Origin of the sequence: Magnetospirillum sp. SS-4 (genome assembly GCF_902729425.1) — a bacterium.
GTDB lineage: Bacteria > Pseudomonadota > Alphaproteobacteria > Rhodospirillales > Magnetospirillaceae > Phaeospirillum.
The window spans coordinates 7,501-33,074 of sequence record NZ_CACVCH010000001.1; the positions used below are offsets into that span (position 1 = coordinate 7,501).

Consider the following 25,574-nt stretch of genomic DNA (forward strand, 5'->3'; position numbering starts at 1 on the left):
TCCCCTCGGCCACCCATGTCGCGGTCACCCCGGGCAAGCCGGGCGCCAGACCCAACTGATTTCAGGCTCGGCCATCCGGCCGCTTCGGAACCTGGGGATGGCCAAGGTCGCACATCACGCCGGGGCCGTTGACCAGGGAGAACCCCGACTGCACCACCCTGGCGATCAGCGGCCGGCGCCGCACGCCCCAGACGTAGCAGGCGATCCTGGACTTCCTGGCGGTTTCGCGGAACAGCTCCAGGCGGGCGAACAATTCGTCGTCGCCGACCCGTTCGTCGTCGCCCAGTTCCGCCAGGTCGACTCCCACCGCCTTGAGGAAGGACAGCGACGGAATCATGTCGACCGCCGACAGCGGCAATCGCGCCATAACGTCGCAGCCGACCCGTTCCAGCGGTTCGAACATGCGGCGCAGGGCATGGGGCGGCACCGAGGGCGACAGGCCGAACACCTCCATCTTCAACTGCTTCTGGCGGGCGACCGGCGGACAATCCTCGAACGGAATGCGGATGCAGTCGCGCCAGCGCGGCGCCAGCGACATCCAGTGCACCGGCACCGTCAGCCCCACCTTCTGGCGTCCGAAGAACAGGGCCTTCAGTTCCTTAGCCGCCTGGGTGGCGGTGAAGCGGTCGAGGGTCAGAACCTCGATGGGCGCCAGGCCGGCATAGGCGTTCACTCCTTCCAGCGACGGCGCCCCCTCCTTGTCCACCCGGATGACCCTGGCATGAAAGGCGCCGATGGCGCGGCGCGACGTCACCCAGGTCGGCGACCACACCAGGGTCAGCGAGGATTCCGGCGTCATCCGGGCCACGGCCGCCCCACGGTCCTGAATCTGGCTGTCCAGCCAGTTCGGGGTTCCGGCGGCGACCGATTGCGAAGCGGTCGGTGACGGAGCGGCCGCCGGACGCTCGCCGGCCCCGGCGCCGACGGTCATGACCCGACGGGGCGCGTCGGCCCCGGTCAGTTTCCCGCCCTGATCCTCGACCCAGTCGGGACGGCCGGACGGCGGGTCGGCCCGGTCCCGCTGCCCGCCCGAAACGACGAACACGCTTCGGGGCGCGTCGGCCCCCGTCAGTTTCCGGCCCTGATCCTCGGCCCAGTCGGGACGGCCGGACGGCGGGTCGGCCCGGTCCCGCTGCCCGCCCGAGATGGCGAACACGGTTCGGGGGGCGTCGGCTCCCTTCGCCAGCGGATCGTCGGCCATCAAGGTGGCGAGCGTCGCCCGGTGGGGAGCCGCCATGATGGCCCGGGCGGCGGCCCCCTCCGCCCCTCCCGCCTCGCCCAGACCGGCGGCGAGCGCGGCCCCAGCCTTGGCCAGGGCGTCCTCGATGGCGGCGCGGTCCATGTCGCCATCCTCGGTCAGGGCGGCCGCGATGGGCATGTTGGCGGCCCAGACCTGCGGCCTGCGGCCATCGATCACCGCATCGCCAAACAGGTGAGCGGCAATGTCGCGGGCGATGGCGGCAACCCGGGTCCGGGTTTCGGAACGCGAACTGTTCGGCAAGGCCAGGCAGGCGATCTCGGCATCCAGGCGGGTGAAGATATCCTTTTCGGTATCCACATGCCGGCGAATGATGGACTCGACCGCCACTTCCACCAGTCCGCCCAGTTTTTCCCACTTGCCGCCGACCGCCTGACGGAAATCGGTGAGGGAAAAGACATGCAGGCGGTGCTGTCCGGCGGCGTCGGCCTCCTTCATCCGCACCAGTTCGTCGGCGAAGCTGTCGACGGAGAGATAGCCGCTGCGCCGGGCCATGCGGATGGGCCTGCGCCCGTCGGCCCGGGGGCGCTCGTCGGGTTTTTCTTCCTCGGCCAGACGGCTGAACCGCCGGCGGATGCTCCGCCAAAGATCCGACAGCCCCATTTACCCGACCCCACCCATGGAAGCGATCACCATGCGACATAGTGCCATAGAGATAGGCATGGTTGTGTCAATTTATCGGGACAGGGCGGCCGAATACATCCCCAGGACCCGCCTCCAGCCCGTCTTCTCGCGCCAAGGACTATGACGAACCTATACGAAATGATGGATTTTGTTTGTCTGATTTGATATGGATCAAGCCGCCGGACGATTGGCATGTCGCGTCATCATTCAAGGAGGACACCGTGAGTGGGAAAGGCCTGACCTCGCTTCGTATCGGCCAAAGGCTTTGGCTTGGCTTCGGAACCCTGTGCGCCCTGATCGCCCTCGCCTCCGGCATCACCGTGTTCGAGGCCGGCGGCGTCCGGACCACCACGGACCGGATGATCGGCTTTCGCATGCCGGTGGCCCAGACCGGCGTCAGGATCGAGGCCGACCTTTACGCCTCGCTGGCGGCGTTGCGCGGTTATCTGCTGACCGGCAACGACAGCTTCAAGGGAGAGCGTGCCGATGCATGGCGCGAGATCGCCAAAGGCACCGCCGCCATGGACAGTCTGGCCCCCCGCTTCACCGATCCCGGCAATATCGAACGCTGGAAGGAAACCAAGGATCTGCTGGCCGGCCTGCGGGCGGCGCAGGAAAAGGCGGAAGGCCTGGGCGCCACCAAGGAAGGGGTGCAGGTCCTGGTCACCGAAGCGATTCCGCGGGTCCGCCGGCTGGTGGTCCTGCTGGCCGGCGACAAGGGCGCCGACGGCCATCGTTCCGGCGGCATGGTCGATGTGCAGCAGAAGCTGCTGCAAGAGGATGCCAAGGCCGCCGAATCCCAGATTCACACCATGATGACGGTGGCGATCGTCGCCCTGGTCGTCGGCATCACCGCCGCCATCGTCATCGCCATGCGCACCGCCGCCTCCATCGTCCCCCCCCTGTCGGCGATGACCCGAACCATGGAGGTTCTGTCCAAGGGCGACACCACCGTCGAGATTCCGTCCGAGGGACGGACGGACGAGATCGGCGAGATGGCCGCCGCCATGGCGGTATTCCGCGCCGCCCTGATCCACCAGCGCGACCTGGAGGAAGCCGGCCGCAAGGCGGAGGAGGAGCGCCGCCGCCGCGCCGCCGCCATCGAATCCCTCACCACCTCCTTCGACCGCGCCGCCAGCGAGATGGTGCATCTGGTGGCCAGCGCCGCCAGCCAGCTTCAGGCCACCGCCGAATCCATGAGTTCCACCGCCATGCAGACCAGCCGGCAGGCCACGGCGGTGGCGGCGGCCTCGGAGGAGGCCTCGGTCAATGTCCAGACCGTCGCCGCCGCCGCCGAGGAATTGTCCAGTTCCATCTCGGAAATCGGCCGTCAGGTTTCCCATTCGCGCGAGATTTCCCACAATGCCGGCATTCAGGCCTCCCAGGCCGGCGAAGCGGTCGCCCAGTTGGCAGGCAGCGTCCAGCGCATCGGCGAAGTCGTCAGCCTGATCAACGACGTCGCCAGCCAGACCAACCTTCTCGCCCTCAACGCCACCATCGAAGCGGCCCGCGCCGGCGAGGCCGGCAAGGGTTTCGCCGTGGTCGCCAACGAGGTCAAGACCCTGGCCAACCAGACCGCCAAGGCCACCGACGAGATCAGCCAGCAGATCGCCACCATCCAGGACCAGACCCGCCGGGTGGTCGACACCATCGGCGCCATCGTCGGGGTGATCGAGGAGATCGGCTCCATTTCCGCGGGAATCGCCGACGGCGTCGACGCCCAGAACTCCGCCACCCGCGAAATCGCCCGCAACGTCGAGCAGGCGGCGGCGGGAACCGCCGAGGTCTCCAGCAATGTGGGTCAGGTCCAGGCGGCGGCCGACGAGACCGGCACCTCCTCGAACGAGGTGCTGGGGGCGTCGCGCACCTTGTCCGAGCAGTCGGAACGCCTGAGGGGAACCATCGAACAGTTCCTGAGCGGCGTCAGGGCCGCCTGATCAGTCGGCCTTCAGGTTCCCGATCATCCATCGCAGCAGGCGGATGGCCTCGGCCCTGTCGGCCTCGGCCATCCCCCTGGTGGCCAGGGCGTTGACCGCGCCGGCCTCGGCCAGCACCGCGTCCCGGATGGCCAGCGCCCGCGCCGCCGGAAAGATCAGGGTGCGGCGACGGTCGTCGGGATCGGGCCGCCGTTCCACCAACCCGTCCCGCTCCATGCGGTTCAGGGTGTTGGCCATGGTCGGCTGCTCCACCGACACGGCGGCGGCGATCTCGGTCTGGGTCAGGCCGGGGCGCTCCCACACCATCAACAGGGCGGGAAACTGCCCATGGACCAGGCCGTGGCTTCCGATGCGCCGGTCCAGGGCCCGGATGAACAGCCGGGCCGCCAGGTTGACCAGATAGCCGAACGAGGTTTCCCGCTGGAACATCACTCCACCATCCCCATGACCATCATCGCCATCACTCTCCCACACCCTTGCCGCGCCGCCAATCCGGCTTGAAGCAGGCCAGCGCCATCGTAGCCAGGGCCAGCAGCAGATTGACGGTGCCGGCCACGTCCTCGATCAGCTTGGCCCGGCCCCAGGCCGCGGGATCGAACCGGTCCTCGGCCAGTTCCGCCGCCATCCCGGCCAGGGCGAAGACCTGGGGGGTGATGACCAGCAACCCGACCGCCAGCACCGTCAACCCAGCCCGCATGTGCCAGCCGAGCCACGAAGGGCGCGGCGGCGAGAGCCTGGAGCGAAGCATCAGACCGCTTCCCACCGCCAGCACCAGACCGGGAATGGTCGCGGCCAGGGTGAGGATCAGGACGATCCGGCGCGAGAACATGATTCCGAGAGCGGGTATGTCGCCGCCGGGAAGCACGCCGCCCAGCACGATGTGTCCGGGCAGGCTGCCCAGGAACAGGGCGATTCCCAGAATGTGAAGGAATTTCAGGCTTGGTCGCATGATGCGTCTCCCTCGGAATAAACATAGCATGCTATTTATTCTCTCGACATGAAGATAGCAAGCTATTTTTATTCCGGCCGGATATCGTCGTGGTCCGCCCGAGGTGGAGGCGACGCAAGGCTCCCATGCGGATTTTAACCGCGACATTGCTGCGGATATTTTATATTGTATTATTCTAATATATATTTTCGAGGAAGCTTCCCCATGGACTCGACCTCCGCCGCCGAGACCCGCCCCCTGCACCAGGGCGAGGTGCCGGTCTACATGGAAACCGGCAAGGCCTATCCCCGCGCCGTCAAGGGGACCTTCCGCTCGCTGAAATGGTGGGCGACGCTCCTGACCCTGGGATGGTGGCATCTGGCGCCGTTCCTGCGCTGGGATCGCGGCCCCGGCGCGCCGGATCAGGCGATCCTGATCGACCTGCCCGGGCGGCGGGCCTATTTCCTGTTCATCGAGATCTGGCCGCAGGAGGTCTATTACCTGACCGGCATCCTGCTGATCGCCGCCATCGCCCTGTTCCTGATGAGCGCCCTGGCCGGGCGGGTGTGGTGCGGGTTCCTGTGCTGGCAGACCGTCTACACCGACCTGTTCGTCTGGGTGGAACGGCAGGTGGTCGGCGACCGCAACCAGCGCATCGTCTTCGACGCTCAAAAGATGTCGCCGGCCAAGCTGGGACGTCTGGCCCTGATCAATCTGGGCTGGCTGATCATCGCGGCGGCCTGCGGCATCGGCTTCACCTTGTGGTTCGGCGACGCCTTCGAGATGCTGGGAGACATCCTCACCGGCAACGCGTCGACCGCCGTCTACGGCACCATCGCGGTGATCGGCGGGTTCTGCTTCCTGCTGGCCGGCTATGCCCGCGAACGGGTCTGCGTCTATCTGTGCCCCTATTCCCGTTTCCAGTCGGCCATGTTCGACGAGCATTCCCTGATCGTCACCTACGAGGCCTGGCGCGGCGAGACCCGCGCCCCGGCCGGCCGGGACGCCAATTTCGAGGGGCGCGGCCATTGCGTCGATTGCCGCGCCTGCGTCCAGGCCTGCCCCACCGGCATCGATATCCGCAACGGCAATCAGCTGGCCTGCATCGGCTGCGCCCTGTGCATCGACGCCTGCGATACGGTGATGGACCGGTTCAAGCTGCCGCGCGGCCTGATCTCCTACGATTCCAGTTTCAACATCGCCGCCCGCGGAAGCGGCGCCAAGCCGCAATACCGCCCCATCCGTCCCCGCACCCTGATCTATGGCGGCATCATGCTGCTGGCCGCCACGGTGATGCTGGCGCGGCTGGCGTCCAGGCCCGACGTCGACGTCAACGTGCTGCACGAACGTTCGCCGCTGTTCGTCCAGATGTCGGACGGCTCCATCCGCAACGGCTATGTCTACAAGGTGCTGAACATGAAGGCCGAGCCCCGCACCTTCGGCCTGACCCTGGCCGGACTCGACGGCGCCACCATGGACGTGGTCGGCGGCGAGAGCAACGTGACCCGCGCCGAGTTGCAGGTGGCGCGCGACAGCGTCGGCACCTTCCGCGTCTATGTCAGCGCCCCGGCCGACAAGATCACCGGCCGGAGCATGCCCGTCACCTTCGAACTGAGCGGCCCCAGCCGCACGGTGCGGACGGATTCGCTGTTCGCCGGGCCGGAGAAGTGACCCTTACCCCATCATTCCGTGGCATCCGCCGGACCTGACGGATAGGCCAGGGAAGGAGCCTATCGCCACTGTTTCGTGGTCTGGCTCCCCGAATGCCGGGGATTGATCGTGATGGAATGGTGTTCCACAACTTCCGCCAAACCTGCGTGTCGCAGTTGGAGGAAGCGAGAGTGGACACGGTGAAGGTTGTCCGCATCGTCGTCCACAAGATCATCAACATCACGTCAGAAACTTATGACGGGAAGATATTCACTCCGCCCAAGTGGCTGGGCACCTTCAAGGACTTGGACTTCTGGGTGGGCCTGTCGCACCTGATGCCCAAGGCATAGAGGCCTACAAGATGGTGGCATAGCGGCGCAGTTCGGCCACGGTCTTGGGCAGGGTCTGGGCTTCCAGGGTGTCGAGATAGTCGTGGATCGCCTTAGGCGGGTTCTTTAACCGCTCCCGGCAGGTGCGGACGGACTCCAGCACCCTGGCCAAATCCAGGTCGAGCTGAGAGCGAATGAAGTCGTCAGGGTGGATCGCCTCCAGCCCATAGGGGGCCAGGGCGGCGTCGGGAAAGTCCTTGAGATTGAAGGTGACGATGGCGTTCGCCCGGCAGTGATAGGCGGCGGCGATGACATGACGGTCATCAGGGTCGGGACAGCCGTGGATCAGGTTGATCAGCGGCTCATGCCCAGAGACCAGACTGTCCCAAGCATGGGCATTCATCAGGTTGCGAACCGTCTCCAACCTGTCGCGGGTCAGGTCTGGGCGATTTGCCGACAGGTTGGATATCCACTCTTCATGGATCTGGTCACTCCAACGGGCGCGAAACAGATCGGCCAGGGTCAACTGCATCAACAGGTCACGCAACGGGGCCGGATACAGCACACAAGCATCCAGCACGACGGCGAAGCGGCCAGCCATCAATAGCCCATCCCCAGTTCCTGGGAGGCCCGAGCCAATTCATCCAGGGCCTGAGAGCGGTCGGCGGTCAGGCGGTTCTTGTAGCCCTTGACGTCCTGGAACCTGATGCGGCGATGGGTGCCGACCTTGTGGAAGGCGATGTCTCCACGCTCCAGCAGCCCGATCAAATGGGGGCGCGAGACGTTGAGGAAGTCGGCGGCCTCCTGCGTCGTCATCTCGGCATGGATGGGGATCATGGTGACAGCGTTGCCTTCCGCCATCTCGGTCAGGATGTGGGTCAGCAGCCGCGCCACTGACTGAGGCAGCACCAGGGTCTGGCCGTCATCCAACTGAACCCGCAACTCGCCCCTGGCATGGCCCGCCAGAATACGCCCGGACGCCTCGGCAATCCGGGCCTCGGCTTCCGTCGGTACAACGGGATCGTAGGCCTTCAGGTCCGACATCGATCTCTCCCGCCTTCGGTCATTGGTTGGCGCAGGTTGTATCCCGCACCTCTTTTATATGGCAACCAACCACAACAAACGCAATAATCGAAACAGCCGCCATGGTCAACCCCATACCTAGGCGGTGGCTGGACACGCCTGCTGCTCGACCTGGGAGGCGAACGTCCCGGCACGGGAGGATGTTGCCTCACCGTTGGACGGGATGCCCGCTCAGGTCTTTGCCCCTGAACGTCTGGGCACGGAAAAACCCCCGCCAGTTTCCTGGCGGGGGTTTCGCGATCAAGCCCGAAGGACCGGATCAGACCGAGTAGTACATCTGGAACTCGACCGGATGCGGGGTGTGTTCGAAGCGATAGACTTCCTCGTACTTCAGCTCGATATAGGCGTCGATGAATTCCTTCGAGAACACGTCACCCTTGCACAGGAAGTCGTGGTTGGCCCGCAGGCTTTCCAGGGCTTCGCGCAGGCTGCCGCACACGGTGGGAACCTGCTTCAGCTCTTCCGGGGGAAGGTCATAGAGGTTCTTGTCCATGGGATCGCCGGGATGGATCTTGTTGGCGATGCCGTCCAGGCCGGCCATCAGCATGGCGGCGAAGGCCAGGTAGGGGTTCGCGCCCGGATCGGGGAAGCGAACCTCGACGCGCTTGCCCTTCGGCGAGGCCGAGTAGGGAATGCGGCAGGAGGCCGAGCGGTTGCGGGCCGAATAGGCCAGCAGCACCGGAGCCTCGAAGCCGGGGATCAGGCGCTTGTAGCTGTTGGTCAGCGGGTTGGTGAAGGCGTTGATGGCCTTGGCGTGCTTGATGATGCCGCCGATGTAGTAAAGGGCGGTGTCCGACAGGTCGGCATAGCCCGAACCGGCGAACAGCGGCTTGCCGGCCTTCCAGATCGACTGGTGCACATGCATGCCCGAGCCGTTGTCGCCATAGATCGGCTTCGGCATGAAGGTGGCCGACTTGCCGTAGGAGGCGGCGACGTTGTGGACCACGTACTTGTAGATCTGGATCCAGTCGGCGGCCTGGACCAGGCCCCCGAACTTCACGCCCAGCTCGTGCTGCGACGAGGCCACTTCGTGGTGGTGCTTCTCGATGGGCAGGCCCATCTCGCCCATCACGGTCAGCATCTCGGCGCGCATGTCCACATGGCCGTCCACCGGCGGAACCGGGAAATAGCCGCCCTTGACGCCCGGACGGTGGCCCAGGTTGCCCTCGGCGAAGTCGCGGCCCTGGGCCTCGACGCCATCTTCCGAGCGCAGTTCGTAATAGCCCTTGTTCATGCCGAGTTCGAACTTGACGTCGTCGAACACGAAGAACTCGGCCTCGGGGCCGAAATAGGTGGTGTCGCCGGCGCCCGAGGACTTCACATAGGCTTCGGCGCGCTTGGCGATGGAGCGGGGGTCGCGGTCATAGAGCTGGCCGGTGGCGGGCTCGACGATATCGCAGTTGATGATCAGCTGCGGCTGGGCGGCGAAGGGGTCCATGACCGCCGACGAGGCGTCGGGCTTCAAGATCATGTCGGACTCGTTGATGCTCTTCCAGCCGGCGATGGAGGAGCCGTCGAACATGATGCCTTCGTTCAGCATCTCGGCATCGACGGTGGAGACATGCTGGGCGGTGTGCTGCCACTTGCCGCGCGGATCGGTGAAACGGAAATCGACGTACTTGACATCGTTTTCCTGGATCAGATCGAGGACCTTCTTGACGTCGTCGGACATGGTCACATTCCTGATGGTTGGGTGTGTCTGCGAATAAAAATGGGGCCGGGCCTAGATGGCGTCGGTGCCGCGTTCGCCGGTGCGGATGCGGATGGCTTCCTCCACCGTCGAGATGAAGATCTTGCCGTCGCCGATGCGGCCCGTATGGGCGGCCTGCTGGATCGCCTCGACGGCGCGTTCCACCAGATTGTCCTCGATGACCAGTTCGATCTTGACCTTGGGCAGGAAATCCACCACGTACTCGGCCCCGCGATAGAGCTCGGTATGTCCCTTCTGCCGCCCGAAGCCCTTGGCCTCGGTCACGGTGAGCCCCTGCAATCCGACCTCGTGAAGGGCTTCCTTCACCTCGTCGAGCTTGAAGGGCTTTATGATCGCTTCGATCTTCTTCATGAAACCGCCGTCGGTTGAGTTGGCGCTGAAACCCGCGTCGGAGGCGCAGCCTGTGATACGGGCGGCGCGCCGGGCGCGACTCGGCTGGAGCGCGACTCATTTAGCACGCATCGTGCCAGTTCTGCCACCGGGAAAAGCGCCTGATCGGGGCTGGGTGAACAGCGAAACTGCCGCTTTTACAGGCGCTTCAGCCTGTTTTTTAGGCTTCGGGCGGCACTTCGGCGCCACGCTCGCTTTGCCGCAGATAGACCATCATGTCGGGACGGGCGCGGGCCATGTCCGCGTGATGACGGCGCATGGCGGCGACCAGGGCGCCGTCGCGGCCCAGCATGGCGTCGGCCATGCCGATCATGCGCGAGTTGGGCCAGGAGAACGGGCGGATCGTCCGCAGGTGGGCGAAGGCCTCGTCCTCCCGCCCCGAATGGCGGCGGGCCATCAGGATGACGGCGGCGGCGGTGGAGCGCGACAGGCCGAGATGGCAGTGGATCAGCAGACGGTCCACCGTCTCGCCCTCCAGCATCCCGCCGTAATCCAGGATGGCCTGGACGTCGGACTCGGCCGGATGCCGCTGTCCATCGTGCTCGTTGACGATGTCGTGGAACCGCCACACCCGGCGGCGATGCGGCCCATAGGCGGCGAAATGATCGGGATCGGGCCAGCCGGGGTCCAGGATGGTCAGCACATGGCTGACCCCGGCGCCGGCGTGCAGGGGCAGTTCGTCGATGCCGCAGACGATCAGCGGAAAGGAAAGGAGGGGCCCGCTCACCCTCCCTACCCCACGATCTTCTTCGACAGCATTTCGTTGACCATGGCCGGATTGGCCTTGCCCTGGGTCGCCTTCATCACCTGGCCGGTGAACCAGCCCAAGAGCGCGGTCTTGCCGTCCCTGACCTGCTGCGTCTTGTCGGGATTGGCGGCAATCACCGCGTCCACCGCCGCCTCGATGGCGCTGGAATCGGTGACCTGCTTCATGCCCTTTTCCTCGACCAGGACGGCTGGCGCCTTGCCGGTTCCCACCATCAGGGCGAAGACGTCCTTGGCGAGGCGGCCCGACAGGGTGCCGTCCTTGATCAGGTCGATCAATTGGCCGAGATCGGCGGCGGAGACCGGCGGGTCCTCGATGGTCTTGCCGGTGGCGTTGAGCGCGGCGAAGAAATCGCCCATCACCCAGTTGCAGGCGATCTTGGCGTCGCGGCCCTTGGCGACGGTCTCGAAGAAATCGGCGGAGACGCGCTCGGCCACCAGCACGCCGGCATCGTAGGCGTTGAGGCCGTATTCGGCCATGAAGCGGGCCTTCTTGGCGTCGGGCAGTTCCGGCAGGCCGGCCTTGATGGCGTCGACGAAGTCCTGCCCGATCACCAGCGGCAGCAGGTCGGGATCGGGGAAATAGCGGTAGTCGTGGGCATGTTCCTTCGAGCGCATGGAGCGCGTCTCGCCCTTGACGGAATCGAACAGCCGGGTTTCCTGCCGGATCTCGCCACCCGATTCGTAGACGTCGATATGGCGCCTCGCCTCGTACTCGATGGCCTGCTGGACGAAGCGGATGGAATTGACGTTCTTGATCTCGCAACGGGTGCGCAATTCGGTCGAGCCCACCGGCCGGACGCTGACATTGGCGTCGCAGCGCATGCTGCCTTCCTGCATGTTGCCGTCGCAGGTGCCGAGATAGCGGAGAATCGAGCGCAGCTTGGTCAGGTAGAGGCCGGCTTCCTCGGGGCTGCGCAGGTCGGGCTTGGAGACGATCTCCATCAGGGCGACGCCCGAGCGGTTCAGGTCGATGAACGACTTCGACGGATGCATGTCGTGAATGGACTTGCCGGCGTCCTGTTCCAGGTGCAGGCGCTCGATTCCGACGGTGCGGGTCGAGCCGTCGGGCAGGTCGAGGATCAGTTCGCCCTCGCCGACGATGGGCAGGTCGAACTGGCTGATCTGATAGCCCTGGGGCAGGTCGGCGTAGAAATAATTCTTGCGGGCGAACACGCTGGTCAGGTTGATGCGGGCCCTTAGGCCAAGGCCGGTGCGCACCGCCTGCTCGACGCACACCTCGTTGATCACCGGCAGCATGCCGGGAAAGCCCGCGTCCACGAAGCTGACCTGAGTGTTGGGCTCGGCGCCGAACAAGGTGGCGGCGCCGCTGAACAGCTTGGCGTTGGAAATGACCTGGGCATGGACCTCCAGGCCGATGACGATCTCCCAATCCCCGGTTTCACCCTTGATGATATAGGCCATTACACCAACTCCGGCTTATGGGTGCTCATTCCACCACCTTGGGAACGGTGAAGAAGCCTTCCTCCGCCTCGGGGGCATTGGCCAGCACCTGGTCGGGATAGCCGCCGTCGGTGACGGCATCGGCCCGCATGGGCAAGGTCAAGGCCGCCACCGCGGTCATGGGCTGGATTCCGTCGGTATCGACCTCGGCCAGTTGCTCGACGAAGTGGAGGATGTTGGAAAGCTCGCCGGCGAGGTGGTCAAGTTCCTCGTCGCGAACCTCGATGCGCGCCAGATTGGCGATGTTGCGCACAGTCGCTTTGTCCAGGGACATGGGCCTTCGAAGCTCCGGTATGGCGGCGGAAACACAGGTGTTTCCAAGCGTGGCGGACGTTAGCATCCAGGCAGGAATGGCGCAACCCTGCCCCGGCGTTCGAGGCGATTGTCGCGCGGATGGCGCGGCGTTACTCTTTCGAATGGAGGTGCGGCGGATGGAGGTACGGCCATGTTTCGCATTCGGGCCAGGGACATGCTGATACTGGCGGGGGGCGCCGCCCTGTTCTTCTGGGCGGTGCTGCCGCCCGACAAGGTGGCGCTGGACGAATCCTGCCAGCCCTCGGGCGGGCCGGCCGCCTTCAGCGCAGCCATCTATGGCGATTCGTTCTGGAAGGCCCAGCTGGCGGCGGTGACCCGGGAACGCGACGACCTGCTGACCCAGCCGGCGCGGCGCGCCCGCGCCGACATGGAGCTGGAACGCGAAATGCGCGAGAACCCCTCGCTGGAGGAACGCATGATGCGGCTGTCGCGCGAGCAGAACCGCGTCGACGACCGCGTCGAAAAGGAACGGCGCGAGGCGGCGGCGCAAAGCGCCCGTCTCAAGCGGGTGGCGTGGCTGATGCAGTGCGAGGCCGAGATCGCCTGGAAACTGAAGTAACCTCGCCTATTTCGACCGCCGCATCATCGCCCGGATCTCGGACAGCCGCGCCGCCCCCAGCACCTGGGCCGACACGGCGTAGACCGTCAGCCCTCCGGTGACCAGCGCCACCAGCAGACCCAGCGCCGCCAGTTGGCCGTCGGCCAGCGGCCACAACACCCGCCGCGCCGCCCACAACGCCGCCGCCATCACCGCCGAGGCGATCAGGATGCGCGGCAACCGCCCCCGCAAGCGCTGGTCCATGGCGAAGAAGCCCCGCCGTTTCAGCAGCACGGCCAGCACGGCGACGTTGAACCAGGCGGCCAGGGCGGTGGCCAGGGCCATGCCCACATGGGCAAGACTCCCCACCAGCGCCAGATTGAGAACCACGTTCAGCACCATGGCGCCGCCGGCCACCTTGACCGGGGTGGCGGTGTCCCCGCGGGCGAAGAAGGCCGGCACCAGCGCCTTGACCAGGACGTAGGCCGGCAGGCCGAGGGCGAAGGCGGTCAGGGCGGCGGCGGTGGCGGCGGTCTCGCCGGGGCCGAAGCTGCCGCGCTCGAACAGCACCCGGATGATGGGCTGGGCGATCACCGCCAGCGCCACCGCCGCCGGCAGGGTCAGCAACAGACCGAATTCCATGGCGCGGTTCTGGCTCTGCCGCGCCTGCTCCAGGTCGCCGTCCTTGATCTGGCGCGACAGCAGCGGCAGCAGGGCGGTGCCGATGGCGATGCCGACCACGCCGAGCGGCAGCTGGCTCACCCGATCGGCGTAATTCAGATAGCTGACGGCGCCGTCGGCCACCATCGAGGCGATCATGGTGTTGATCACCAGATTGACCTGATAGACGCTGGCTCCGACCGCGCCGGGCACGATACGCCGAAACAGCAGCCCGATTTCGGGCGACAGGCGCGGCCGGCGCGGCCGGAGCCTGATGCCGGCGCGGCCGAGGCTGTAATACAGCCAGAGGAATTGCAAGATGCCGGCGGCGAAGGTGGCCCAGGCCATGGCATGGCCGGCGGTGGGCGCATGCGGGGTCAGCAGCCATAATCCGGCCATGGCGGTGAGGTTGAGCAGCACCGGCGCGAAGGCGGCGGCGGCGAAGCGCCCATGCGAGTTCAGCACCCCGGCCTGAAGCGACACCAGCGACACGAACAGCAGATAGGGAAAACAGATGCGCGAAAGCTCCACCACCAGCGCCATCTTGCCCGGGGTGGCGGCGAAGCCGGGGGCCAGCCCCAGCATGGCCCACGGCATCGCCACCTCCATCACCGCCACGAACACCGCCAGGGCGAGGCCAAGCACCATCATGGCGCGTTCGGCGAACAGGCGGGCGGCGTCCTCGCCCTCGGCCGCCAGCTTGCCGGTGAACAGCGGCACGAAGGCGGCGTTGAAGGCCCCTTCCGCGAACAGCGAACGGAACAGGTTGGGAAAGCGGAAGGCGACGAAGAAGGCGTCGGCGACGGCTCCCGCCCCCAGGAAATGGGCAATGGTCATCTCGCGCATCAGGCCGGTGACGCGAGACGCCATGGTGAAGCCGCCGACGGTGGCGATGGAGCGGAACAGGGACATGGGAGTCTTCTACCAGTCCCCGGCGACGAGGGACACCCCCTTGCCGCCGGATGGCGGGCGACAAAGGGGGATGGCTGAGGGATTCCATCCATGCTTTACTGCCGGCGGCCTTCGGACGGAACATCGGTCATGATCGGACGCGGCGGTATCTGGACCCATTTCATCCTGGCGAACGCGGTGGCCCGCTGCGCCAGGACGGCGGCCGAACGCGCCCCGCCGTCCCAGGACGAGGTGCCGTTCTCGTTTTCCGACACCCATGCCGGCGGCGGGCGGCTGCAACGGACCAGCGCGCTTGACCCTGTGCTGGCGGCGAGGGGCGAATTCTCCGGCCGCTGGTTCCACGAGGCGGTCACCCAGTCGCCGGATTCGTATCCGGGCTCGTGGGTGCTGGCCGGCCGGATCGTCGCCGCCCTGCCCCGCGTCGTGTTCGAGGCCGACGTCAACGACATCGACCCCGCCGCCATCGCCGCGGCCAAGGCCAACCGGGAAAGCGGCTGGGTGCGGTTCTGGAGCCATGACTGGTTCTTGTTCCTGCGCAACCGCATCAACCTGCCCAACCGCCCCGGCTTCGTGTTCATCGATCCCCCCGCCGACGACCATCGCGGGCCGGGCTACGCCATAGACGCGGCCATCCTGCTCGACACCCTGGGCATTCCCTTCATGGTCAGCTATGCCGTCGACGACCCCCAGGACCCCATCGACCAGATCGGCCGCACCGGACTGGAACTGTGGCGCGGCCAGTGGGGATTCGGGGTGATGCTGGGCGGCGGCGCCGAGGCGGTGGTGATGGACGTGCTGGCCGATCTCCACCGGCTGGCGGCCCTGCTGGAAGGCGACTTCACCGTCCGCCTGCCCAGCCCGCCGGCCGACGACTACTGCATCTGACGGGAGCGGGCGCGATGAAGACCATGAGTTGCGTCGCCGATCTGGCCGAACGGGCGCGGCGGCGCCTGCCGGCCTTCGCCTTCGGCTTTCTGGACGGAGGTTCCGGCGAGGAAGGCGGGCTGCGCCGCAATCGGGAACGGCTGGAGGCGGTACGGCTGATGCCGCGATTCTGCCGCGCGGTCGATCCCGACAGTTCCGCCGTCCTGTTCGGCCGGACCTACGCCCAGCCCTTCGGCATCGCTCCGGTGGGCATGGGCAACCTGCTGTGGCCGGACGCCGACTTCGCCCTTGCCGCCCAGGCCCGAATTCGCGACCTGCCCATGGTGGTCAGCACGGTGGCCTCGACCACCATCGAGGCCATTGCCGAGGCCGCTCCCGGCAATGTCTGGTTCCAGCTTTACTATTCCCGCCGCCCCGACATCAATCGCGACCTGCTGCGCCGCGCCTGGGATTCCGGTATCCGGGTGCTGGCGGTGACGGTGGACGTGCCCCGGGCCGGCGACCGCCGCCGCGACGTCCGCAACCGCTTCGTCCTGCCGTTCCGTCCCGGCCTCCGCTTCCTGGCCGGAGTGGCGGCCCGTCCCGCCTGGGCTCTGGCGACGCTGCGGGCCGGCTCGCCCGGCTTTCCCAATCTGGCCCCCTATACCGGTGACATCACCGGCCAGACCCTGACCGAATTCGTCTCGTCCCAGATCAAGGGCGACCTGTCGTGGAACGACCTGCGCGGATTGCGGCAGGACTGGCCGGGCAAGCTGCTGGTCAAGGGAGTGCTGGCCGTCGACGACGCGGCCGCCGCCCTGGACATCGGCGCGGACGGCGTCTGGGTCTCGAACCACGGCGGACGCCAGTTGGATTCGGCCCCAGCCGCCATCGAATCCCTGGCCGCCATCCGCGCCGCGCTGGGGGACGCGGCCACGGTGGTGATGGATGGCGGCATCCGTTCGGGCGAAGACATCGCCCGCGCCCGGGTGATGGGAGCCGACTTCGTTTTCGCCGGACGCGCCTTCTATTATGGCGCCGCCGCCGGCGGAGCGGCCGGAGCGGAACGGGCGGCGGACCTGTTGGCGGCGGATTTCAGCCGCACCCTGGTTCAACTGGGCTGTCCGTCCTGGACGGAACTGGACCGGCGCTGGCTGTGGCCGTGAGCGGGGCTTGTGCCGGACCGCCATAAAGATATATTGTCCGCGCATCATTGGTTCCGACGGGACACGAATGCCGCGCCGTTATTTCTTTCGCCATCAGCCCGCCGCCTGCATTCCCAGTTGGGTCAAGGCCGCCATTGGCACCGTGGTGTCGCTGGGACTTATCGCAACCCTCAACGACCTGGGCGGAGCGCCGCTGCTGACGGCGCCGCTTGGGGCGTCGGCCATGCTGGTGTTCGGCATGCCCGACTCGCCCATGTCGCAGCCCGCCAACGTGGTCGGCGGCCACCTGATCGCCACCGTGATCGGCTTGCTGTTCGATCACTACCTGCCGGCAGGCTGGGTGGCGATGGCGCTGTCCGTGGCGGTGGTGATGGTGGTGCTGGCGCTGGCGCGCCTGACGCATCCGCCGGCGGGAGCCGACCCGCTGGTGGTGATGATGGAGCATCCCGGCTGGAGCTTCCTGCTGATGCCGGTACTGGTGGGGGCGCTGACCCTGGTGGTGGTGGCGGTCCTGATTCACCGCCTGCCGCCACGCCGCCCCTATCCCCTGCCCATCGAGTCCGCCCCGCGAGACTGAGGGAGAGACGTGCTTTCCGGGCCCGCCCGGCTGGAAAGCACGCTGTCGCTGTCAGCCGTCGTCGCCGGTCCGGTTGCTCAGCGCCTTGGCCAGATCATAGATCCGCCGCCGCACGTCGGGATCGGTGATGGAATAGTAATTGCGGACCAGTTCCAGGGTCTCGCGCCGCAAGCGGGGGTCGGCCGCCGCCGCCGCCGGTTCCTCGGTGGGAGGTTCCCGCGCCATCTGCACCGGGCTGAGATTGCTGACGTCAAGCGGCATATCGTCGAAAAAATACGACACCGGGACATCCAGGGACCGGGACAGATCGAACAGGCGCGAGCAGCTGACGCGATTGGCGCCCCGCTCATACTTCTGCACCTGCTGAAAAGTGAGCCCGATCATCTCGCCGAGCTTCTCCTGACTCAATCCCAGCAGAGTCCGCCGTAATCGCATGCGCGATCCGACATGAATATCGATTGGATTGGGAGCGCCGGCAGGTGTGCGGCCTCGATTTGCCTTTCTTCGGGACATGTTTCCCTCTGATCATTGAATCGTCCCAATACTTGACCTAGTAGTTTTACAAACGCAAGAGGGAAAGATTGCCCGAAAAAATAGAAAATCCGCATAGTATGCCATCAGCACACAAAGGATCATTCAAACTACACGTAATTAACAACCGTTTGGAAGTATCGAGGCCGGCATTTGGTTGATTCATCATACGATGACCTTACACTTACCATCCGCCACATCCATGACCTCCTGTATATCAAAAGAATGTCCGCCTCCAAGGCGCGAACCCTCGAAGGATGGGACGGAACAGGAAAGGGAGGTGACGGCGACTGCCCTCCATCGGGACGGCCCGCCGGGGCCGTCCTCGAAGATGGGACGCGACCGATGCGCGCCGCCGGCGAAGCCGGGGCGCCCCATGGGGGGGGATGACGGCGGCTCAGCCGGCCTTGATCAGGGTTCCGACGCCGTGGGGCGTGAACAGTTCCAGCAGCACGGCGTGGGGAACGCGGCCGTCCAGGATGACGGCGGCGTCAACGCCCCGGGCGACGGCGTCCAGGCAGGTTTCCACCTTGGGAATCATGCCGCCGGAAATGGTGCCGTCGGCCATGAACGCCTTGGCCTGGGCGGCGGTCATCTCGGGAATCAGGTTGCCGGACTTGTCCAGCACCCCGGCCACGTCGGTCAGCATCAGCAGGCGGCGGGCATTGGTGGCGGCGGCGATGGCGCCGGCGGCGGTGTCGGCGTTGATGTTGTAGGTCTCCCCGGCCGATCCCATGCCCACCGGAGCCACCACCGGAATGATGTCGGACTTGCGGAAGAAATCGAGGATGTGAGGCGTGATCTCGGTCGGTTCGCCGACGAAGCCCAGGTCCAGCACCTTCTCGATGTTGGACTCCGGGTCCTTGGCGGTGCGGCGCAGCTTGCGGGCGCGGATCAGGTGGCCGTCCTTGCCCGACAGGCCGACGGCGAACCCGCCGGCCTCGTTGATGGCCGAGACGATCTGCTTGTTGATCTTGCCCGACAGGATCATCTCCACCACCTCGACGGTGGCCTGATCGGTGAAGCGCAGGCCGTCGACCCGGGGCGTCTGGATGTCGAGCCGCTTCAGCATGGCGTCGATCTGCGGGCCGCCGCCATGCACCACCACCGGGTTGACGCCCACCTGCTTCAGCAGGACCACGTCGCGGGCGAACAGCCGGGCCAGATCGTCGGATTCCATGGCGTGGCCGCCAAACTTGACGACCAGGGTCTGGTCCGAGAACTGGCGCATGAACGGCAGCGCCTCGGACAGGGTCTTGGCGCGGTCCAGCCAGGCCTTGCGGTCGTGCAGGATGTCGGCGGCGTCGGAGGTGCTCATGAGGACGCTCCCAAGGCTAGGGTGGTCAGTTCCGCCCGCAGCTCGGCGATGCCGGCGCCGGTTTCGGACGAGGTGGCGATCAGAAGGGGATGGGCGGCGACCCGTCTGGAGATTTCGTCCAAGGTCCTGGCCCGCACCGCCTCCAGCTCGGCGGGCTTGATCTTGTCGATCTTGGTCAGCACCACCTGATAGACCACGGCGGCCTTGTCCAGCATGGCCATCATGTCGCGGTCGCTGTCCTTGAGGCCATGGCGGGAATCCACCAGGACGACGCTGCGGCGCAGAACCGGCCGGCCCTTGAGGAAGCCGTTGACCAGCCGGGTCCATTTCTCCACCAGCCCCTTGGGGGCGCTGGCGAAGCCGTAGCCCGGCATGTCCACCAGGATCAGCCGCTGACCCAGGTCGAAGAAGTTCAGTTCCTGGGTGCGTCCGGGGGTGTTGGAGGTGCGCGCCAGGGTGTTGCGGCCGGTCAGCGCGTTGATCAGGCTGGACTTGCCGACGTTGGAGCGGCCGGCGAAGGCGACCTCCGGCAAGGTGCAGTCGGGCAGGCTGTCCAGCCCCACCGCCCCGCGCATGAAGACGCATTCGCGCGCGAACAGCAGACGGCCGGCCTCGATCAGGCCGGCCCGCTCCGCCTCGGACTCGCTGTCGGGGACAGTGGTCAGGACTTGCCCTCCTCCACCTTGCGCATGATCACCCATTGCTGAAGGATCGACAGCGTGTTGCTCCAGGCCCAGTAGATCACCAGACCCGAGGCGAAATTGGCCAGCAGGAAGGTGAAGACGACCGGCAGGAACTGCATCATCTTCGCCTGGACCGGATCGGTGGGCTGCGGATTCAGCTTCTGTTGCAGGTACATGGTCAGGCCCATGATCAACGGCCAGATGCCCAGATGCATGATCGAGGGCGGCGTCCACGGAATGAGCCCGAACAGGGTGAAGATGTTGGTGGGGTCCTGGGCCGACAGATCGCTGATCCAGCCGTAGAACGGGGCGTGGCGCATCTCGATGGTGACGAACAGCACCTTGTACAGCGCGAAGAACACCGGAATCTGGATCAGGATGGGCAGGCAGCCCGAGACCGGATTGACCTTCTCCGCCTTGTAGAGCGCCATCATCTCCTGCTGGAGACGGACCTTGTCGTCGCCGAAGCGGGCCTGCAACGCCTGGACCTGCGGTTGCAGCTTCTTCATCTTGCTCATGGCCACGTAGGACTTGTTGGCCAGCGGGAACATGGCCAGCTTCAGCAGCACCGTCAGCGCCAGGATGGCGAGGCCCATGTTGCCCAACGACGTGTGCAGGATCTGAAGCAGGTAGAAGAACGGCTTGGTCAGGAAGTAGAACCAGCCGAAATCGATGGCGAGATCGAAGCGGTCGATGCCCAGCTTCTCGGAATAGCCGTCCAGCAGGCTGACCTGCTTGGCCCCGGCGAACAGGTGGAAGCCGGCCTCGGCCGACTTGCCGGGTTCGACGACGCGGGCGGAAGCCAGATAATCCACCTGGAAGCGGTCGGCATTGTCCAGGCGCTGATGAACGAAGCGGCCGGTGACCTCGGTCTTGCCCGGCGGCACCAGGGCGGCCAGCCAGTACTTGTCGGTGATGCCGGCCCACCCGCCGGTGGTCTTGAGCCGCGCCGTCCCTTCCTTCTTGAGGTCGTCGTACTTCAGTTCCTTCAAGGTGCCGTCGAACACCCCCAGCGGCCCCTCGTGCAGGATGTACATCCCCTCGACCTTCGGGGTGCCGGTGCGGGCCAAAAGGGCGAAGGGGTGCAGGGTCACCGGGGCGGCGCCGTGATTCTCGACCCGCTGGCCGATGGTGAACATGTAATCGGCGTCGACGGAATAGGTACGGACGAAGCGCAGCCCCTCGCCGTTGTCCCAGGTCAGGACCACCGGCGTCGCCGGGGTGAGTTCACCGCCGGACTGAAGAGTCCAGACCGAATCGGTCCCCGGCACCTTGACCGAGGAATCGGCGGGAACCCAGCCGAACTCGGCCCAATAGGGCTCGGGCGACCCGGCCGGGGACAGCAGGTTGATCTCGGGGCTGGCTCCATCGGGGGTCTCGCGGTAGCGGACCAGGGTCAGGTCGTCGATACGGGCCCCGGTCAGCGCGATGGAGCCGTGAACGGCGGGAGTCTTGATGGCGACGCGGCCGCTCTTGCCCAGGGCGGCGGACCGGCTGGCGGCGGTGGCGGCGACGGGACCCGGCGCCCCCGGGACCTGGGGCGCCATCGCGGTACCGCCGGAAGACGGGGCGGCGGGGGCGGTGGACGGCGACGGCCGCCCGTCGGCCTGGGCTGCGCTCTGCTGCGCGGGCGGCGGCGGCGGTGCCGGCGGGAGGAAATACTGCCAGCCGATCATGATGGCGACCGAAACGGCAATGGCGAGGAAGAGATTGCGCTGATCGTTCATGACATCCTATCCGGCATTCGGGACGGGGCGGCCTTGCCGCCGCATTCGGTCAAAAGGAGCGAGAGGAGTGCGATGGCCCGGGGACGGGGTCGAACCCGCCCTCGTTCCACGGATGGCAGCGGCAGATCCGCCGCGCCGCCAGCATCGACCCGCCCAGCGGGCCGTGAATCTGGATCGCCTCCATGGCATAGGCCGAGCACGAGGGTATGAACCGGCAGCTCGCCGGCAGAATCGGCGACACCAGCAATTGGTAGGCGCGAATTGCTCCGCGCATCGCCAGTCCGACGGGGTTCATGCCTCTCCTCGTGCAGTCTCGGACGGGGCCTGGGCCAATGCCCGAACTCCGCCGACACGTTTTAGCGCCGCCCGCAAATCCTGCAAGAGAAGAGAATATGGCCGATCGATGGTCTCGCGCCGGCCGATCACCACATAATCCAGCCCCAGGGCGGCCTGACAGGGAAACACCGCGTCCACCGCGGCCCGCAGGCGCCGCTTGGCCCGGTTGCGCGCCACAGCGTTCCCCACCTTCTTGGAAACGGTGAAGCCGACTCGAACCGAGTCGGCTTGCGGTCCCGTGGCGGGAGCGGCCTGAAGGATCAGGCCGGGGGCGGCCCATTTGCGCCTCAAGGCCGCGACCCGCAGGAAATCGGCCCGTTTCTTAAGCCGATCGAGCCGCGCCGTCATGGCCTTGGACGAATCCTAGGCGGACAGCTTCTTGCGGCCCTGGCGGCGACGGTTGTTGATGACGCGACGGCCGCCGACGGTGGCCATGCGAGCGCGGAAACCGTGGCGACGGGCGCGGACGAGCTTGCTCGGCTGATAGGTACGCTTCACGGGAGGTACTCCGATACGAACAGGACTTGAAAATGAGCGGTCGTGTATAAGCCGGCCGGCCGGCGGAGTCAATGCGCTGCTTCGCCCGAAACGGCACGCCCGCCGCCTTATTCCCTGGGCAGGGCCAAACGGTCGGGCAGCAGGCCGTCATAGACCAGTTCGTCCACCATGTCGGCGACCATGGCGCGGGCCATGCGCGAGGCGCCGGCACCGCCCAGCATCATGGTGAAATACGGCAGCAGAATGTCGCCGGTGCGGACATATTCCACCGGCCGTCCCCGCAGGTCGCGCCTGGACGGCGAAACCGTGTTGATGTGGTTGAGCGCCAGTTCCTGAAGCGCCGACTTCAGCAGCCCTTCCAGGGTGTTCTTTTCCAGCAGGGCCTGATATTGCGGATTGTCGCGCTCGCGCGTTGCCCACGACGGGTCGGCGGCGGCGGAACCGCCGATCTGTCCATCGATCTGTTCCACCATCTTGGCCACCATGCGGGCGGCCGACAGTTCCTCTTCCTCGGTGCAGCCGTTGGCCACGGTCATCGCCATCAAGGCCCGGAGGCGGGCGAGCGAACGGACCCGGTCGTCGGCGGTCATGGCCGCCGCGCCGGCTGGAGCAAAACAGAACATCCGCTTGCGTCGGGCTTCATGGCCCAAGTCTAGGACGAGCCATGGCGTCCTGTCGATGGGCAGATACACTTTGCGGATGGATACGCCTTGGGGGATGACTCCGGACGCGAACACGAATAAAGTCATGCGATCAGGATTAGGATGGCGGGCATGCGTAACGACAGAATTCTCGAACGCAAGGTCTTTTACGCCGGGGCGAAGATCTTCAACGAAGGCGATTCCGGCGATCGCGCCTATCTGATCCAGGATGGGCAGATCGAGATCATCAAACACGGCATGACCATCGCCACCATCGGCAAGGGCGAACTGTTCGGCGAAATGGCGCTGGTGGACGACCAGCCCCGCATGGCCAGCGCCAAGGCGTTGACCGACGTCTCCTGCATCATCATCTCGCGCGACAGCTTCCGCGAGAAGCTGGCCAAGGCCGACCCCTTCATCCGCGGCCTGCTCAACATCTTCGTGCGCAACATCCGCAACCTCACCCGCTGAATCTCCGCTGGCGCGACCGTCATCCACGGGATTTCCTGTTGCCAGCAAGGGGTTCACCTGGAACCATGGGGCTTGGGCGGTGCGGAAAACCGGCATCGCGTCCGATCGCTGAATATCCGGAGGGGCCATGACCGCCAAATCGCCATCCCTGCCGCGTGCCTGCGCCCTGGTCGGCCCGTTCGCCAGCGGCAAGACCAGCCTTCTCGAAGCGATGCTGTTCGCCGCCGGCGCCATCGGACGCCAGGGCCGCGTCAAGGACGGCTCGACCGTCGGCGACGCCAGCGCCGAGGCCCGCGCCCGCTTCATGAGCGTCGAGCCCAACATCGCCTCGGCCCAATATCTGGGCGAGACGTGGACCTTCGTCGACTGCCCCGGCTCGGTGGAGTTCCAGCAGGACGCCTACAACGCCCTGATGGCGGTGGACGCGGCCATCGTGGTGTGCGAACCCGACCCGGCCCGCGCCGTGATGGTGGCGCCGGTGCTGAAATTCCTGGACGAGCGCAAGATCCCCCACATCCTGTTCGTCAACAAGATCGACGCCGCCGGCACCAGGCTGAAGGAAACCCTGGACGCGCTTCAGGCGGTTTCCGACCGGCCGCTGGTGATGCGCGAGATTCCCATTCGCGACGGCGAGTCCGTCACCGGCTATATCGATCTGGTCAGCGAGCGTGCCTACAGGTACCGCCCCGGCCAGGCCTCGGCGATGATCCAGATTCCCGAGGCGCTGAAGGGCGAAGAGGCCAGGGCACGCCAGGAATTGCTGGAGCATCTGGCCGATTTCGACGACCACCTGATGGAGGAATTGCTGGAGGACATCCAGCCCCCCACCGACGAGATCTACCAGGACCTCGGCAAGGATCTGGCCGAGGATCTGATCGTGCCGGTGTTCTTCGGCTCGGCCGAGAACGATGGCGGCATCCATCGCCTGCTGAAGGCGCTGCGCCACGACGTGCCCGCCCCCGCCGTCACCGCCGTCCGGCAAGGAATCAAGGCCGAGGGCGGCGCCCTGGCCCAGGTGTTCAAGACCGTGCATGCCGCCCATACCGGCAAGCTCAGCTTCGCCCGCATCTGGCGCGGCGAATTCGCCGACAATCAGGTGGTGGACGGTTCGCGTATCGGAGGCCTCTACGCCATGCCCGCCGGCATCCCCACCAAGGTGGCCAAGGCCGGCCCCGGCGATCTGGTGGCGTTCGGCCGCCTTGATCCGGTCGCGACCGGCGCCGTCATCGGCGAGGCCGATTCCGGCATGGCGACCTGGCCCCAGCCCCTGGCGCCGCTGTTCGCCTTCGCCCTGGCCGCCGAGAAGAAAGGCGACGACGTCAAGCTGAGCGGCGCCCTGGCCAAGCTGTCGGAGGAGGACCCCTCGCTCATCCTCGAACACGGCGAGTTCGGCGAACTGGTGCTGCGCGGCCAGGGCGAGATTCACCTTCAGGTCGCCATCGACCGCCTGAAGAGCCGCTTCAACATGCAGGTGGTGACCAGGAAGCCGACGGTTCCCTACAAGGAAACCATCCGCAAATCGGTCTCGGTGCATGGCCGCCACAAGAAGCAGTCGGGCGGCCACGGCCAGTTCGGCGACGTTTATCTGGACATCGCGCCACTGCCGCGGGGGCAAGGGTTCCACTTCGTCGACAAGATCGTAGGCGGCGTGGTGCCGCGCCAGTACATCCCGTCGGTGGAACACGGCGTCGCCGAATTCCTCGCCCAGGGGCCGTTCGGCTTTCCGGTGGTCGACCTGTCGGTGACCCTGACCAGCGGCAGCTATCACGCGGTCGACAGTTCCGACATGGCGTTCAAGACCGCGGCCCGCATCGCCATGACCGAAGGCATGCCGCAATGCGATCCGGTGCTGCTGGAGCCGATCCTGCTGGTGGAAATCTCGGTTCCCAGCGACTACACCGCCAAGGCCCAGCGCATCGTATCGGGCCGGCGCGGCCAGATTCTCGGCTATGACGCCAAGGAGGGCTGGCAGGGCTGGGACACTGTCAACGCCTACCTGCCCCAGGCCGAGATGGACGACCTGATCGTGGAACTGCGCTCGCTGACCATGGGCGTGGGAACCTTCTCGTGGGCCTTCGACCACCTCCAGGAGATCGCCGGCCGCATCGCCGACAAAGTGGTGGAACAGCGCAGGAAGGCCCTTGAGAACGCCTGAACCGCGGGGGATGACGGACACTGCGGTTTGAGGTAGAGAACGG

Annotated in this window: 29 protein-coding genes (1 of these 29 running past the window's edge); 10 read left to right on the forward strand and 19 right to left on the reverse strand. The window is 66.2% G+C overall.

The window, feature by feature from the left end; genetic code table 11:
- On the forward strand, positions 1 to 59 hold the end of the coding sequence (locus tag MTBSS4_RS00025) for a M23 family metallopeptidase (protein WP_173981334.1). 1,357 nt of this gene lie to the left of the window's left edge; 59 of the gene's 1,416 nt are visible here — the last part of the coding sequence; its start codon lies off the left edge, out of view; the stop codon is at positions 57 to 59.
- 2 nt (positions 60 to 61) lie between these two features.
- On the opposite strand, the gene MTBSS4_RS00030 is transcribed toward MTBSS4_RS00025, so the two are convergent.
- Positions 62 to 1,861, reverse strand: coding sequence for a hypothetical protein (locus tag MTBSS4_RS00030; protein WP_173981335.1), 1,800 nt, complete (start codon positions 1,859 to 1,861; stop codon positions 62 to 64).
- Positions 1,862 to 2,103: 242 nt separating this feature from the next.
- Between MTBSS4_RS00030 and MTBSS4_RS00035 the strand changes: the two genes are divergently transcribed.
- Positions 2,104 to 3,819, forward strand: a complete 1,716-nt coding sequence (locus MTBSS4_RS00035) for a methyl-accepting chemotaxis protein (RefSeq protein ID WP_173981336.1) — start codon at positions 2,104 to 2,106, stop codon at positions 3,817 to 3,819.
- On the opposite strand, the gene MTBSS4_RS00040 is transcribed toward MTBSS4_RS00035, so the two are convergent.
- Positions 3,820 to 4,248, reverse strand: a complete 429-nt coding sequence (locus MTBSS4_RS00040) for a MarR family winged helix-turn-helix transcriptional regulator (RefSeq protein ID WP_217425473.1) — start codon at positions 4,246 to 4,248, stop codon at positions 3,820 to 3,822. It lies immediately after the preceding gene.
- Positions 4,249 to 4,279: 31 nt separating this feature from the next.
- Complete coding sequence (locus MTBSS4_RS00045; protein WP_173981338.1) at positions 4,280 to 4,768, reverse strand: hypothetical protein; 489 nt, start codon at positions 4,766 to 4,768, stop codon at positions 4,280 to 4,282.
- Positions 4,769 to 4,972: 204 nt separating this feature from the next.
- Here MTBSS4_RS00045 and ccoG point away from each other — a divergent pair, with 204 nt between their 5' ends.
- The gene (gene ccoG, locus MTBSS4_RS00050) at positions 4,973 to 6,418 is read left to right on the forward strand and encodes a cytochrome c oxidase accessory protein CcoG (protein ID WP_173981339.1); all 1,446 of its coding nucleotides are present in this window, start codon (positions 4,973 to 4,975) and stop codon (positions 6,416 to 6,418) included.
- A 170-nt stretch (positions 6,419 to 6,588) separates the two neighbouring features.
- On the forward strand, positions 6,589 to 6,747 hold the full coding sequence (locus tag MTBSS4_RS00055) for a hypothetical protein (RefSeq protein WP_173981340.1): 159 nt from the start codon (positions 6,589 to 6,591) through the stop codon (positions 6,745 to 6,747).
- A 4-nt stretch (positions 6,748 to 6,751) separates the two neighbouring features.
- On the opposite strand, the gene MTBSS4_RS00060 is transcribed toward MTBSS4_RS00055, so the two are convergent.
- The 7 genes from MTBSS4_RS00060 to gatC all read right to left on the reverse strand — a co-directional run bounded on the left by MTBSS4_RS00060 (position 6,752) and on the right by gatC (position 12,413).
- The gene (locus tag MTBSS4_RS00060) at positions 6,752 to 7,327 is read right to left on the reverse strand and encodes a putative toxin-antitoxin system toxin component, PIN family (RefSeq protein ID WP_173981341.1); all 576 of its coding nucleotides are present in this window, start codon (positions 7,325 to 7,327) and stop codon (positions 6,752 to 6,754) included.
- Complete coding sequence (locus MTBSS4_RS00065; protein WP_173981342.1) at positions 7,327 to 7,770, reverse strand: helix-turn-helix domain-containing protein; 444 nt, start codon at positions 7,768 to 7,770, stop codon at positions 7,327 to 7,329. The genes MTBSS4_RS00060 and MTBSS4_RS00065 overlap by 1 nt, the downstream gene beginning before the upstream one ends.
- Positions 7,771 to 8,068: 298 nt before the next feature.
- On the reverse strand, positions 8,069 to 9,481 hold the full coding sequence (gene glnA / locus MTBSS4_RS00070; RefSeq protein WP_173981343.1) for a type I glutamate--ammonia ligase: 1,413 nt from the start codon (positions 9,479 to 9,481) through the stop codon (positions 8,069 to 8,071).
- Positions 9,482 to 9,532: 51 nt separating this feature from the next.
- Entirely contained in the window at positions 9,533 to 9,871 is a 339-nt protein-coding gene (locus MTBSS4_RS00075; RefSeq protein WP_173981344.1) for a P-II family nitrogen regulator, read from the reverse strand.
- A 199-nt stretch (positions 9,872 to 10,070) separates the two neighbouring features.
- The gene (locus tag MTBSS4_RS00080) at positions 10,071 to 10,637 is read right to left on the reverse strand and encodes a tyrosine phosphatase family protein (protein ID WP_173981345.1); all 567 of its coding nucleotides are present in this window, start codon (positions 10,635 to 10,637) and stop codon (positions 10,071 to 10,073) included.
- Between the two features lie 5 nt (positions 10,638 to 10,642).
- Positions 10,643 to 12,100: an Asp-tRNA(Asn)/Glu-tRNA(Gln) amidotransferase subunit GatB gene (gatB, locus tag MTBSS4_RS00085; RefSeq protein WP_173981346.1), complete on the reverse strand. Its 1,458-nt coding sequence runs from the start codon at positions 12,098 to 12,100 to the stop codon at positions 10,643 to 10,645.
- Positions 12,101 to 12,125: 25 nt separating this feature from the next.
- Positions 12,126 to 12,413, reverse strand: a complete 288-nt coding sequence (gatC, locus tag MTBSS4_RS00090) for an Asp-tRNA(Asn)/Glu-tRNA(Gln) amidotransferase subunit GatC (protein ID WP_173981347.1) — start codon at positions 12,411 to 12,413, stop codon at positions 12,126 to 12,128.
- Positions 12,414 to 12,584: 171 nt separating this feature from the next.
- Here gatC and MTBSS4_RS00095 point away from each other — a divergent pair, with 171 nt between their 5' ends.
- On the forward strand, positions 12,585 to 13,013 hold the full coding sequence (locus MTBSS4_RS00095; protein ID WP_173981348.1) for a hypothetical protein: 429 nt from the start codon (positions 12,585 to 12,587) through the stop codon (positions 13,011 to 13,013).
- A 6-nt stretch (positions 13,014 to 13,019) separates the two neighbouring features.
- On the opposite strand, the gene murJ is transcribed toward MTBSS4_RS00095, so the two are convergent.
- Positions 13,020 to 14,564: a murein biosynthesis integral membrane protein MurJ gene (gene murJ / locus MTBSS4_RS00100; RefSeq protein ID WP_173981349.1), complete on the reverse strand. Its 1,545-nt coding sequence runs from the start codon at positions 14,562 to 14,564 to the stop codon at positions 13,020 to 13,022.
- Between the two features lie 129 nt (positions 14,565 to 14,693).
- On the opposite strand from murJ, the gene MTBSS4_RS00105 reads away from it, so the two are divergent.
- From MTBSS4_RS00105 to MTBSS4_RS00115, 3 genes are all read left to right on the forward strand, one after another.
- The gene (locus MTBSS4_RS00105) at positions 14,694 to 15,449 is read left to right on the forward strand and encodes a hypothetical protein (RefSeq protein WP_173981350.1); all 756 of its coding nucleotides are present in this window, start codon (positions 14,694 to 14,696) and stop codon (positions 15,447 to 15,449) included.
- Positions 15,450 to 15,463: 14 nt separating this feature from the next.
- Positions 15,464 to 16,594, forward strand: coding sequence for an alpha-hydroxy acid oxidase (locus MTBSS4_RS00110; RefSeq protein ID WP_173981351.1), 1,131 nt, complete (start codon positions 15,464 to 15,466; stop codon positions 16,592 to 16,594).
- A 67-nt stretch (positions 16,595 to 16,661) separates the two neighbouring features.
- Positions 16,662 to 17,171: an HPP family protein gene (locus MTBSS4_RS00115; protein ID WP_173981352.1), complete on the forward strand. Its 510-nt coding sequence runs from the start codon at positions 16,662 to 16,664 to the stop codon at positions 17,169 to 17,171.
- 51 nt (positions 17,172 to 17,222) lie between these two features.
- Here MTBSS4_RS00115 and MTBSS4_RS00120 read toward each other — a convergent pair whose 3' ends face one another.
- The 8 genes from MTBSS4_RS00120 to MTBSS4_RS00155 all read right to left on the reverse strand — a co-directional run bounded on the left by MTBSS4_RS00120 (position 17,223) and on the right by MTBSS4_RS00155 (position 22,854).
- Positions 17,223 to 17,606: a helix-turn-helix domain-containing protein gene (locus tag MTBSS4_RS00120; RefSeq protein WP_368667752.1), complete on the reverse strand. Its 384-nt coding sequence runs from the start codon at positions 17,604 to 17,606 to the stop codon at positions 17,223 to 17,225.
- A gap of 493 nt (positions 17,607 to 18,099) precedes the next feature.
- Positions 18,100 to 19,020 (reverse strand): acetylglutamate kinase, encoded by a 921-nt coding sequence (gene argB, locus MTBSS4_RS00125; RefSeq protein WP_173981354.1) that lies wholly within the window; start codon positions 19,018 to 19,020, stop codon positions 18,100 to 18,102.
- Positions 19,017 to 19,721 carry a ribosome biogenesis GTP-binding protein YihA/YsxC gene (yihA, locus tag MTBSS4_RS00130; RefSeq protein WP_173981355.1) on the reverse strand — a complete coding sequence of 235 codons (705 nt, stop codon included), beginning with the start codon at positions 19,719 to 19,721 and terminating at the stop codon, positions 19,017 to 19,019. Before yihA ends, argB begins: the two co-directional genes overlap by 4 nt.
- Positions 19,682 to 21,430 carry a membrane protein insertase YidC gene (gene yidC, locus MTBSS4_RS00135; protein ID WP_173981356.1) on the reverse strand — a complete coding sequence of 583 codons (1,749 nt, stop codon included), beginning with the start codon at positions 21,428 to 21,430 and terminating at the stop codon, positions 19,682 to 19,684. Before yidC ends, yihA begins: the two co-directional genes overlap by 40 nt.
- Positions 21,431 to 21,479: 49 nt before the next feature.
- The gene (gene yidD, locus MTBSS4_RS00140; protein WP_173981357.1) at positions 21,480 to 21,725 is read right to left on the reverse strand and encodes a membrane protein insertion efficiency factor YidD; all 246 of its coding nucleotides are present in this window, start codon (positions 21,723 to 21,725) and stop codon (positions 21,480 to 21,482) included.
- Complete coding sequence (gene rnpA / locus MTBSS4_RS00145) at positions 21,722 to 22,114, reverse strand: ribonuclease P protein component (protein WP_173981358.1); 393 nt, start codon at positions 22,112 to 22,114, stop codon at positions 21,722 to 21,724. The genes yidD and rnpA overlap by 4 nt, the downstream gene beginning before the upstream one ends.
- A gap of 15 nt (positions 22,115 to 22,129) precedes the next feature.
- Positions 22,130 to 22,264, reverse strand: a complete 135-nt coding sequence (rpmH, locus tag MTBSS4_RS00150) for a 50S ribosomal protein L34 (protein ID WP_021132026.1) — start codon at positions 22,262 to 22,264, stop codon at positions 22,130 to 22,132.
- 107 nt (positions 22,265 to 22,371) lie between these two features.
- Complete coding sequence (locus tag MTBSS4_RS00155) at positions 22,372 to 22,854, reverse strand: hypothetical protein (RefSeq protein WP_173981359.1); 483 nt, start codon at positions 22,852 to 22,854, stop codon at positions 22,372 to 22,374.
- 183 nt (positions 22,855 to 23,037) lie between these two features.
- Between MTBSS4_RS00155 and MTBSS4_RS00160 the strand changes: the two genes are divergently transcribed.
- Together MTBSS4_RS00160 and MTBSS4_RS00165 are read left to right on the forward strand one after the other, a co-directional pair.
- Positions 23,038 to 23,376 (forward strand): cyclic nucleotide-binding domain-containing protein, encoded by a 339-nt coding sequence (locus tag MTBSS4_RS00160; RefSeq protein WP_173981360.1) that lies wholly within the window; start codon positions 23,038 to 23,040, stop codon positions 23,374 to 23,376.
- Between the two features lie 127 nt (positions 23,377 to 23,503).
- Positions 23,504 to 25,531, forward strand: a complete 2,028-nt coding sequence (locus tag MTBSS4_RS00165; RefSeq protein WP_173981361.1) for an elongation factor G — start codon at positions 23,504 to 23,506, stop codon at positions 25,529 to 25,531.
- The last annotated feature ends 43 nt before the right edge of the window (positions 25,532 to 25,574 follow it).

What these genes read in the sequence shown, in the direction of transcription:
- MTBSS4_RS00030 (WP_173981335.1), bottom strand. Translation starts at nt 1,861, where the DNA reads ATGGGGCTGTCGGATCTTTGGCGGAGCATCCGCCGGCGGTTCAGCCGT.
- MTBSS4_RS00040 (WP_217425473.1), bottom strand. Translation starts at nt 4,248, where the DNA reads ATGTTCCAGCGGGAAACCTCGTTCGGCTATCTGGTCAACCTGGCGGCC.
- MTBSS4_RS00045 (WP_173981338.1), bottom strand. Translation starts at nt 4,768, where the DNA reads ATGCGACCAAGCCTGAAATTCCTTCACATTCTGGGAATCGCCCTGTTC.
- ccoG (WP_173981339.1), top strand. Translation starts at nt 4,973, where the DNA reads ATGGACTCGACCTCCGCCGCCGAGACCCGCCCCCTGCACCAGGGCGAG.
- MTBSS4_RS00060 (WP_173981341.1), bottom strand. Translation starts at nt 7,327, where the DNA reads ATGGCTGGCCGCTTCGCCGTCGTGCTGGATGCTTGTGTGCTGTATCCG.
- MTBSS4_RS00065 (WP_173981342.1), bottom strand. Translation starts at nt 7,770, where the DNA reads ATGTCGGACCTGAAGGCCTACGATCCCGTTGTACCGACGGAAGCCGAG.
- glnA (WP_173981343.1), bottom strand. Translation starts at nt 9,481, where the DNA reads ATGTCCGACGACGTCAAGAAGGTCCTCGATCTGATCCAGGAAAACGAT.
- MTBSS4_RS00075 (WP_173981344.1), bottom strand. Translation starts at nt 9,871, where the DNA reads ATGAAGAAGATCGAAGCGATCATAAAGCCCTTCAAGCTCGACGAGGTG.
- gatB (WP_173981346.1), bottom strand. Translation starts at nt 12,100, where the DNA reads ATGGCCTATATCATCAAGGGTGAAACCGGGGATTGGGAGATCGTCATC.
- gatC (WP_173981347.1), bottom strand. Translation starts at nt 12,413, where the DNA reads ATGTCCCTGGACAAAGCGACTGTGCGCAACATCGCCAATCTGGCGCGC.
- MTBSS4_RS00095 (WP_173981348.1), top strand. Translation starts at nt 12,585, where the DNA reads ATGTTTCGCATTCGGGCCAGGGACATGCTGATACTGGCGGGGGGCGCC.
- murJ (WP_173981349.1), bottom strand. Translation starts at nt 14,564, where the DNA reads ATGTCCCTGTTCCGCTCCATCGCCACCGTCGGCGGCTTCACCATGGCG.
- MTBSS4_RS00105 (WP_173981350.1), top strand. Translation starts at nt 14,694, where the DNA reads ATGATCGGACGCGGCGGTATCTGGACCCATTTCATCCTGGCGAACGCG.
- MTBSS4_RS00110 (WP_173981351.1), top strand. Translation starts at nt 15,464, where the DNA reads ATGAAGACCATGAGTTGCGTCGCCGATCTGGCCGAACGGGCGCGGCGG.
- MTBSS4_RS00115 (WP_173981352.1), top strand. Translation starts at nt 16,662, where the DNA reads ATGCCGCGCCGTTATTTCTTTCGCCATCAGCCCGCCGCCTGCATTCCC.
- MTBSS4_RS00120 (WP_368667752.1), bottom strand. Translation starts at nt 17,606, where the DNA reads ATGCGATTACGGCGGACTCTGCTGGGATTGAGTCAGGAGAAGCTCGGC.
- argB (WP_173981354.1), bottom strand. Translation starts at nt 19,020, where the DNA reads ATGAGCACCTCCGACGCCGCCGACATCCTGCACGACCGCAAGGCCTGG.
- yihA (WP_173981355.1), bottom strand. Translation starts at nt 19,721, where the DNA reads ATGGGTGATCATGCGCAAGGTGGAGGAGGGCAAGTCCTGACCACTGTC.
- yidC (WP_173981356.1), bottom strand. Translation starts at nt 21,430, where the DNA reads ATGAACGATCAGCGCAATCTCTTCCTCGCCATTGCCGTTTCGGTCGCC.
- yidD (WP_173981357.1), bottom strand. Translation starts at nt 21,725, where the DNA reads ATGAACCCCGTCGGACTGGCGATGCGCGGAGCAATTCGCGCCTACCAA.
- rnpA (WP_173981358.1), bottom strand. Translation starts at nt 22,114, where the DNA reads ATGACGGCGCGGCTCGATCGGCTTAAGAAACGGGCCGATTTCCTGCGG.
- MTBSS4_RS00155 (WP_173981359.1), bottom strand. Translation starts at nt 22,854, where the DNA reads ATGACCGCCGACGACCGGGTCCGTTCGCTCGCCCGCCTCCGGGCCTTG.
- MTBSS4_RS00160 (WP_173981360.1), top strand. Translation starts at nt 23,038, where the DNA reads ATGCGTAACGACAGAATTCTCGAACGCAAGGTCTTTTACGCCGGGGCG.
- MTBSS4_RS00165 (WP_173981361.1), top strand. Translation starts at nt 23,504, where the DNA reads ATGACCGCCAAATCGCCATCCCTGCCGCGTGCCTGCGCCCTGGTCGGC.